The sequence below is a fragment of the Fluviicola sp. genome (assembly GCF_030151805.1).
GTDB lineage: Bacteria > Bacteroidota > Bacteroidia > Flavobacteriales_D > Crocinitomicaceae > Fluviicola.
Genome location: NZ_JASLCN010000039.1, coordinates 1 through 8,108, shown reverse-complemented (window position 1 = coordinate 8,108; position 8,108 = coordinate 1). Strand labels below are relative to the sequence as shown.

The window sequence follows — 8,108 nt, the reverse complement described above, 5'->3', positions numbered from 1 at the left end:
ACAAGCCACATTGACCAATAGTACTTTCTTCCCCTGAAAATCCTTCCACTCAACCGGGCTTCCGTTTAAGTAGTTTAATGAAAAATCATACAGTGTCATAACAATTCTCTTTGAGCTTGAATGTACTTTTTATTTCGGATTCCGGCAATGATTGTAACTGCAAGAAATCCAGCAACACTTACCCATACATACCAGGGCAGGTTTACAGAACCATCTCCGTTTGCGTATGAATGCAAACCAACCAGGATGAAGTTCACACCGAAGAAGGTAAATAAAATGGCTGCATATCCCCACATACTTGCTACGTTGAAAGTAAATTTACTTTTCAATCCCGGAATGAATCTCAAATGCAGAATAATCGCATATACCAATACGGAAACCAACGCCCAGGTTTCTTTCGGGTCCCAGCCCCAGTATCTTCCCCAGGATTCATTGGCCCAGATTCCACCAAGGAAGGTACCGATCGTCAGCATAAACAAACCAACCGTCATCGTCATTTCCGAAACATAGGTCAACTCATTGATATTCTTGGTAACCGTTTTTCCATTTTTCTGATTGCGGAAAATATACAGAACCAGGTTAAAGATTCCCAGGATACACGCCAACCCTAAAAAGGCATAACTTCCTGTAATAATCGCCACGTGAATCATCAACCAATAACTTTTCAATACCGGTTGCAAGTTGGTAATTTCCGGATCAAGCAAGTTCAATTCCGTCACCAATACCATGAATGCCGCCAAAAGCGTTGCCCCTGCTAAAATTCCGGCATTTCCCTTCGAGAAGATCAATCCGGCAAGCATCGTAACCCAGGCAATAAATACAACAGCTTCGTAACCGTCACTCCAGGGAGCATGCCCCGAAACATACCAACGCATTCCCAATCCTGCACCGTGATACAAGAAGATAATCACCAACAGGAAAATGGCTACTTTGCGCACATTCATATAGCGTTTCTCAGATTTTTGAGACGGATTGAACAATACGCGAACAAAAAACACGATCATCAACCCCAAACCAAGTAAAAGGTAAGAATATTCCGTGTTTTTAAAGATTCCCATTTTGTTGTAAGAAACTTCCACTTTTACGTGAGTTTCAGACGGTACAATTGATTTCGGTGCAATGGCACGCTGTGCCTTTTTCAACTCATTCAGTAGTTTTGTCGACTTTGAAAAGTTATTATTCTTCTTGGCAGCGTCGTTCAAAGAACTGATATACATGAGTGCCAATTTGCTTGTGACACTGTCTTTCATCATCAATTCCTGGTTAAAAGGCATAAACCAGCGATTCGCCTGATCGCCTTTCATCGGGATAATTTTCATGAAATTCCAGTTCGCCACCTCCAGGAATACCTGGTATTTTTCACCCAGTTTAATGAGTTTCTTCTGTGTTTCGGATTGCTGTGCTTCCGGTTTTCTCAATGCTTCATTGTAAGCACTTATCCACTTAAAATTACCGGTTTCGTCTGTCAGTTCACGGAAAGAAACGTATTCAGTCAGGTTATATGGATCGCGCAATGCCAGAGGAACCAGAATCAATTTCTGATTCATCCAATAATCCGGATACATGTGCATGCTGATTACCGTCTGAACCGCATTACGACCTTCGTATTTACTGGAACGATACAGTTTTCGAAGGATCTGATCACACATCGTATGCATCGGGATAATTCTTCCTTTAGGATCCTGAACCAGCAAAGTTGCCAATTCATCACTTTGATCTTCCGACATGAAATACACTACCGGATTTTCAGGTACAGCCGGTATTTGCTGATGCGCGTGATTATGGTCATGGTGATCATGATCGTGATCGTGTCCAACTTCATTCTGAGCAAATGCGGTCAGTGAACCCAAAACAAACAAAATACTCAACGCTTTCTTTGAATTCGACTCAATCAGGTTTTTCAACAATTCCCTGAATCGTGAAGTTGGAGCAAACAAACTAAAAATCATCCCGATAAATAACATTAAATATCCTAAATAAGACACATTGGTTCCCCAAAAATCATGGTTCACACTCAAAACTGTTCCCATTTCATCTGCATCATAAGAAGACTGGAAGAAACGGTAACCGCCGTAATCCAATACATGATTCATAAATACGCGTTTCGTTCCGAATTCGTTGTTTGCCGAATCCAACACCTGCAAATCACTTGCATACGAGGACGGCATATCGGAACCAGGATAACGATCCAGCATAAAATCATTACACTTCATGTAGAACGGAATTTTGATGCGTTTCATCCCGTATTCCAGGTGATAATTCAATCCGTTGAACTCGAAGAATACCGGAACTCCGACTGCTTTCAAACCACCTTCCAAACGCACAATTTTACTTTTGGAACCATCCGTAATCTTCACCGTCAGGTAATCCGAACCAACATCTTTACGTCCCGAAGGAACCAGTTTCTTTCCTACGTTCGGGATTTCCTGCTTGAACACGAATTGTTGTCCGCCAATTTGGTAAAGTGTTGTCGTCGCAAAAACAATTTCCTGTCCCGGCGCTACTTTCACAAATACGGAATCCGGAGGTGCAACACCACTTTGACGTGCTTTCTGCATTTCCTTCATTGGAATGTACTGCAAAGGCATATTCGGTCGTAAACGCAGCGTATCGTTCTTTCTGTAAACATTCACTCCGTTTACCAATTGATCTGAAAAAGCAATGTCCAGGCCATTCAGTGAGAAAATTTCGTCGTTGATCAGGTAGTTGGATTTCATTCCATCCGTGACAATATCTAATGCGCTTGTTTTGTATTTCGAATTGATCTCGATCGTATCAATTTGCTTCGATTTAAAATCCACGTACTCAATAGAAACAGGGGTTTTGTGATTCGGAAAATCAATATCCATGGAAGCACTGTTGAAAGGATAAGATTCCGCCATGAATGCCTTCACATCATTGGTATATTGCATCTTCCCGTCATTGACGTTTACCCACAAATAAGGATCTGACGTATAAACCGTATTGGAAGCTTGTCCTTCCCGAATCGTCATGATTCCTTCATAACTCACATAACGCGTAATCCACGCCCCGATAATGATCACAATAAAAGACACGTGAAAAAGAAGCAAAGCAATCTTCTCGCGTTTCCACATTTGATAACGGAAAATATTAGCGATCAGGTTTACCGACAGAAAGGCCAGCAGCAGTTCAAACCATTTAGCATTATAGATCCAAAGTTTTGCTGCCTGAGTATCTTCTGAAGATTCGATAAACGTAGCGATTGCAATTGCCGAGAGGAATACAAATAATCCCAGTGCCATCGCGCGCATCGAGAAAAGCGCTTTTGCTAATTTTTCCATGTAAAAACGGATTGATATTTTTCAAGTGCAAAAATAAGAAAAAGCGCAAGCTTTTGAAGACCGAATGACAACAAACGTTAGTGCGACAGTAATTCGGGAGAATGAATTACGAATAAAAAACGCATATCCTGTTGATACTTAGTCCCCATCTACCTCAGGTAGAATTTTCGCCGAATATCAAAAGCATTAAAAACACGTCTCAATACCCGTTCCGACAGGAAACAATGAATTGGTTTTCAAGGAAATAAAAAAAGGGATTGTCATAACACAATCCCTTTTAACATTTTTTGTATCTCTTATTCTTCGACCACTTCAGCCGGAACTAAAATTCTTCCGCAGTGCTCGCAAACAATTACCTTTCTACGTGTATCGATATCCAATTGACGTTGAGGTGGAATCTTGTTGAAACATCCTCCGCAAGAATCACGATCCACTCCAACAACTGCCAGACCATTCTTTGCATTTTGGCGCAAACGGTCATATGCAGCAATCAAACGAACGTCGATCAATGCTTTTGCTTTTTCAGATTGAGCAATTAATGCTTCCTCCTCTTTTTGTGTTTCACCAACGATTTCGTTCAACTCGTCTTGTTTCACTTTCAAATCGCCTTTACGCAACTCCAAACGCTCTTTTGCTTCATCCAATACTTCTTTCTTGGAAGAAATCTTGATTTTCGCTTCCTTTGAACGCTTATCGTGCAATTTGATCTCTAACTCCTGGTACTCGATTTCTTTTGCCAAAGATTCGAACTCACGGTTATTTCGTACATTATTTTGTTGTTCCTTGAACTTTACAATCGCAGCCTCAGCATCTTTCATTGCAATTTTGCGGTCTGAAACTTCAGTATCCAATTCTTTCGCTTCCTCTTGCAGGTTCTTGATTCTAGTCTCTAACCCTTCGATTTCGTCCTCCAAATCCTGAACCTCCAAAGGCAATTCACCACGTACGGTTCTAATTTTGTCGATTTGAGAATCAATCTTTTGCAACGCATACAATGCGTCCAACTTTTCAGCAACTGTTGTTTCTTTTGTACTTGCTTTTGCAGCCATACTTTAGAGATAATTTATCGGATTCGTATTTACGTTCGTTAAACGAACCGCAAAATTAGTAAATTTTTTCTTCAATTGTGCTACCAACCACTCAGAAGTATATTGTTCTGACTCAAAATGACCAATATCCGCAATCATCAAATGATCTTCCGCATCGAAAAATTCGTGGTATTTAAAGTCTCCCGTGATGAAAACATCCGCTTTTGCCCGAATCGCATCTTTTAATAAAAAACTTCCGGCACCTCCGCAAACAGCAATTCTTTTGACCGTAGATTTGGTCGGATTGGTATATCTGATTGCTCCGCAATGAAATGTTCGCTTCACAAAATTCAAAAACTCCATGGCTTCCATTCCGTGTTCCAGCGTTCCGATCATTCCGCTTCCGATGTATTCATTCGAATTAGTCATCGCAATCAGATCGTAGGCAATTTCTTCATAAGGATGCGTTGCTTTCATGGCGTGTAAAACAGCAGAAACCGCGTGTTCGGCAACAATTACTTCCACTTTGATCTCTTTCACCACTTCCAGTTCGCCAGCTTTGCCGATAAACGGATCCGCATCTTCATCCGGCTTGAATCGTCCTTCGCCCTTCGAGCTAAAGCTGCACCAGCTATACGCTCCGAGATGTCCTGCCCCCGCTTTCGCAAGAGATTCTCTTAATAAATCTGCATGTGTTTGCGGAACAAACACCGACAGTTTAAACGAAGTTGCCGCTTTCGGACTTAAAATTTTTAAATCCGTTAATCCCAGTTTTTCGGAAATGATGTGGTTGACCCCGAAATGAACATTGTCCAGGTTCGTATGAATAGCAACCAGGTTGATGTCATTCTTAATGGCTTTCAACACGGTTCTTTCCACGTAATTTGCTCCGGTAATCCGTTTCAGACCTTTAAACACAATCGGATGATGTGTTAAAACCACATTTGCTCCGTGCAAAATGGCTTCATCAATAATCGTTTCCAGGCAATCCAAAGCAACGATTACTCCTTTTACCTCATCCGAAGGATTCCCAACCAGCAAGCCCGAATTATCATACGATTCCTGGTACGTAAACGGCGCCAATTGATTTAAATAAGATACGAGCTCTTTGACCTGCATTGTTGAATGAATTATACTAACAAAGGTAAGAAAAAGCGTCAGCTTTTGAAGACTAAATCACAACAAACGTTAGTGCGGAAGTGATTTGGGAAAAGCGCCAGCTTTTGAAGACTAAATCATGACAAACAATTGAGAATTGAAAAGGTAGAAGGTAAAATTAAGATCATTTGCAACCTTTGATAAAAACTGCATCATAAAATAAAATCACCTGATATGAAACGAACTTTCTTGCTTTCTATTCTAATCCTCTGTTTTTCATGCGGAAAAGCAAAAGACGACAAACAAAAATATAAACAAAGCATTACTGGTGACTGGGATTGGGTGGACTCTGAATCTGGAAGCAATGGTGGAACATCAGCCGCTTTAATCACCTATTCGCCTTCCACAACAAGTACTAATTACGGGTTACGAATCAGAAGCTCAAACAATGCTTTTCTATATGAGAATGGAAAACAAATTAAAAAAGGGAAGCTGGAAGGAATTGAGCAAGTCCCGTATACACAATATGGCGGAGGAAAAACGGCAATTGACTACCGCTATGTAGTTACTTTCAAATTCGATGGTGAGACGTTCATTTTCACCAACCAATCACCAACAGGTCTGACCTGTACAACCTGGCCATACAATAACCACTCCAACAACTTCAAAAAAATATAGATGAAACCTTCTAATTTGAAATCAATTTCATGCATATTATTGCTATTGCTACTTAGCTGCAATAAAAAATTCGACCATTCTATCCCGGCTCAAAATACCATTCCGGCAAGTTGCGCTCTATGTAATTATGCAGACCAAATCTCAGGTCAATACAGAGGACAAGCCTATTCGCAGTACTATTATTTTCAAGACTCACTGACCGTAACCATGGAACACATCTTCCTGAATCTGGGCCCCCAAATAGATTCAACCACGATGTATTTCAGACGGATAAAAGATTACGACACAAAACCAACGCAAATTGACACGCTGCTTATCAACACAAATAACGGAGATTTTAGTCCGGTAGACATGAAAATCGCAAACGATTCAATAACAATCCTTCAAATGTACACCGCCCCTAGTATCAGCGTAATTAAACTCGATTTCAAAGGAAAGAAAATTCCATAGACCTCCTTCCGAAATCAGTTTAAATCAGGAAACAAACTCTTTACCGGCATTTTTCTTAGATGTTATTACGACATTATAAGTGATTTTTTATGATGACCGATAACGCAAACTCCGATCTCGTACACACGGAAGAATGTAGAATACGTGTTTAATAGCTACATAAACCTGTCCTGATCATTCCGGTTTGTAGATAGAACAACAGTCTCCTTTTATCATTTCCGGTCGAAAAAAGGGTTTAATCTAAAGCCAAACATCATTAACGCGTTTCTTAATCAATATTAAACCAATAATAAGGCATCAATATCCCATAGATAAAGCAAGAATAAGGCATAGATATAGCGATGATTGTACCTATTTTAAACAAAGTAAACCTATTATAAACAAGATAGCTCCCCAACCATCTTCCTAATTGATAACTCTTCCAATTCGGCATTCGGAATTCGGAATTTGGAATTCGTTTCACTTAGCTACTAACCATTGCCTGATCAAACTTCCCTCATTGATCATTTCTTCACTTGCCCCGGAGTTTAGGTGATTTTTGAAATCCCTGGACCTGCGTGAAAAACTGCTATACTTACAAATGATAAAATTCAATGCTTGAAATTGTCCTGAGATACACTTTGTTCAATTTTTCTTCCGAAAGTAAAGTTGTATTTAATAATTGAGCTTGCTCACAACACGGAATTTCATCCAAACCAATAATCGGATGCCCGAAAATGCCCTTGCTGAATTTTCCCGCCTCATGAGAAACCCAGCTAAACGGAAGGCCCTTTTCAATAAGCACTTTCGCCGTTAATCGTCCCTTCTGCCCGGTTCCGTTCACAATCAACTGCTGGTTGGAGTCCCTATCCAAAGCCGCAAAACGATCAATCTTCAAATCAAAAAATGCCTTCTGAGCATAATTCGTACTTGTTTTCGATGTTCTTGTGTCGTGATCGCGCCACAAATGTGTCACCAGATCCAAACCTTTGATCGTATATCCGGTTTCATACCAGCGAAACACTAAATCGTAATCTTCCGGATAATTCAATCCTTCAAATCCACCGCATTGTTCCAAATCCGATCTGCGCATCATCCAGTTTCCGGAAGCAAGCGAACATTCCCGGTAAATCTGCCGGTAAAAATCCTGCTGATCTATCCGCTCATTCAACCAGTTTTCATATCCCAGATAACCCGGATAAATGAATTCCGTTTGTGAGAAATAGCGCACTTTCCCGGTAACGATCTGAGCTTTTCCATTTTCAAGAATCGGAAGAAATTCGGCTAATTTGAAATCCGGCATGACGTCATCGGCATCCATTCGCGTAATGTATTCCCCGCTTGCATGTTCAAAAGCTGTACAGAGCGCATCCACGATTCCGGTCCCCTTATTTTCAAGCAATTTAATTCTCGGATCGAGTAATAAATCAGCAATTTCTTTCAATTCATTTTCCTCACTGTGATCATTTACCAGGATCCATTCCCAATCCGAATGCGTTTGCCCGAAGACAGATAAGGCCGTTTCCCGGATGTATTTTTCCGCATTGCGGTAAGGCGTAAGAATAGAAATGAG

General features: G+C 40.6%; 6 protein-coding genes. 2 read left to right on the top strand and 4 right to left on the bottom strand.

Annotation, left to right across the window (positions count from 1 at the left end; translation table 11 throughout):
• Positions 1-95: 95 nt before the first annotated feature.
• The 3 genes from ccsA to Q1V93_RS01440 all read right to left on the bottom strand — a co-directional run bounded on the left by ccsA (position 96) and on the right by Q1V93_RS01440 (position 5,449).
• Entirely contained in the window at positions 96-3,302 is a 3,207-nt protein-coding gene (ccsA, locus tag Q1V93_RS01450; RefSeq protein ID WP_300660478.1) for a cytochrome c biogenesis protein CcsA, read from the bottom strand.
• Between the two features lie 296 nt (positions 3,303-3,598).
• Entirely contained in the window at positions 3,599-4,351 is a 753-nt protein-coding gene (locus Q1V93_RS01445; protein ID WP_300660473.1) for a C4-type zinc ribbon domain-containing protein, read from the bottom strand.
• Between the two features lie 3 nt (positions 4,352-4,354).
• Entirely contained in the window at positions 4,355-5,449 is a 1,095-nt protein-coding gene (locus tag Q1V93_RS01440) for a Nif3-like dinuclear metal center hexameric protein (protein ID WP_300660470.1), read from the bottom strand.
• Positions 5,450-5,662: 213 nt separating this feature from the next.
• On the opposite strand from Q1V93_RS01440, the gene Q1V93_RS01435 reads away from it, so the two are divergent.
• On the top strand, positions 5,663-6,106 hold the full coding sequence (locus tag Q1V93_RS01435; RefSeq protein ID WP_300660467.1) for a hypothetical protein: 444 nt from the start codon (positions 5,663-5,665) through the stop codon (positions 6,104-6,106).
• Positions 6,107-6,556, top strand: coding sequence for a hypothetical protein (locus Q1V93_RS01430; protein WP_300660464.1), 450 nt, complete (start codon positions 6,107-6,109; stop codon positions 6,554-6,556).
• A 574-nt stretch (positions 6,557-7,130) separates the two neighbouring features.
• On the opposite strand, the gene Q1V93_RS01425 is transcribed toward Q1V93_RS01430, so the two are convergent.
• Positions 7,131-8,108 (bottom strand): glycosyltransferase family 2 protein (locus Q1V93_RS01425; RefSeq protein WP_300660461.1); only part of this gene is annotated, 978 nt, incomplete at its 5' end.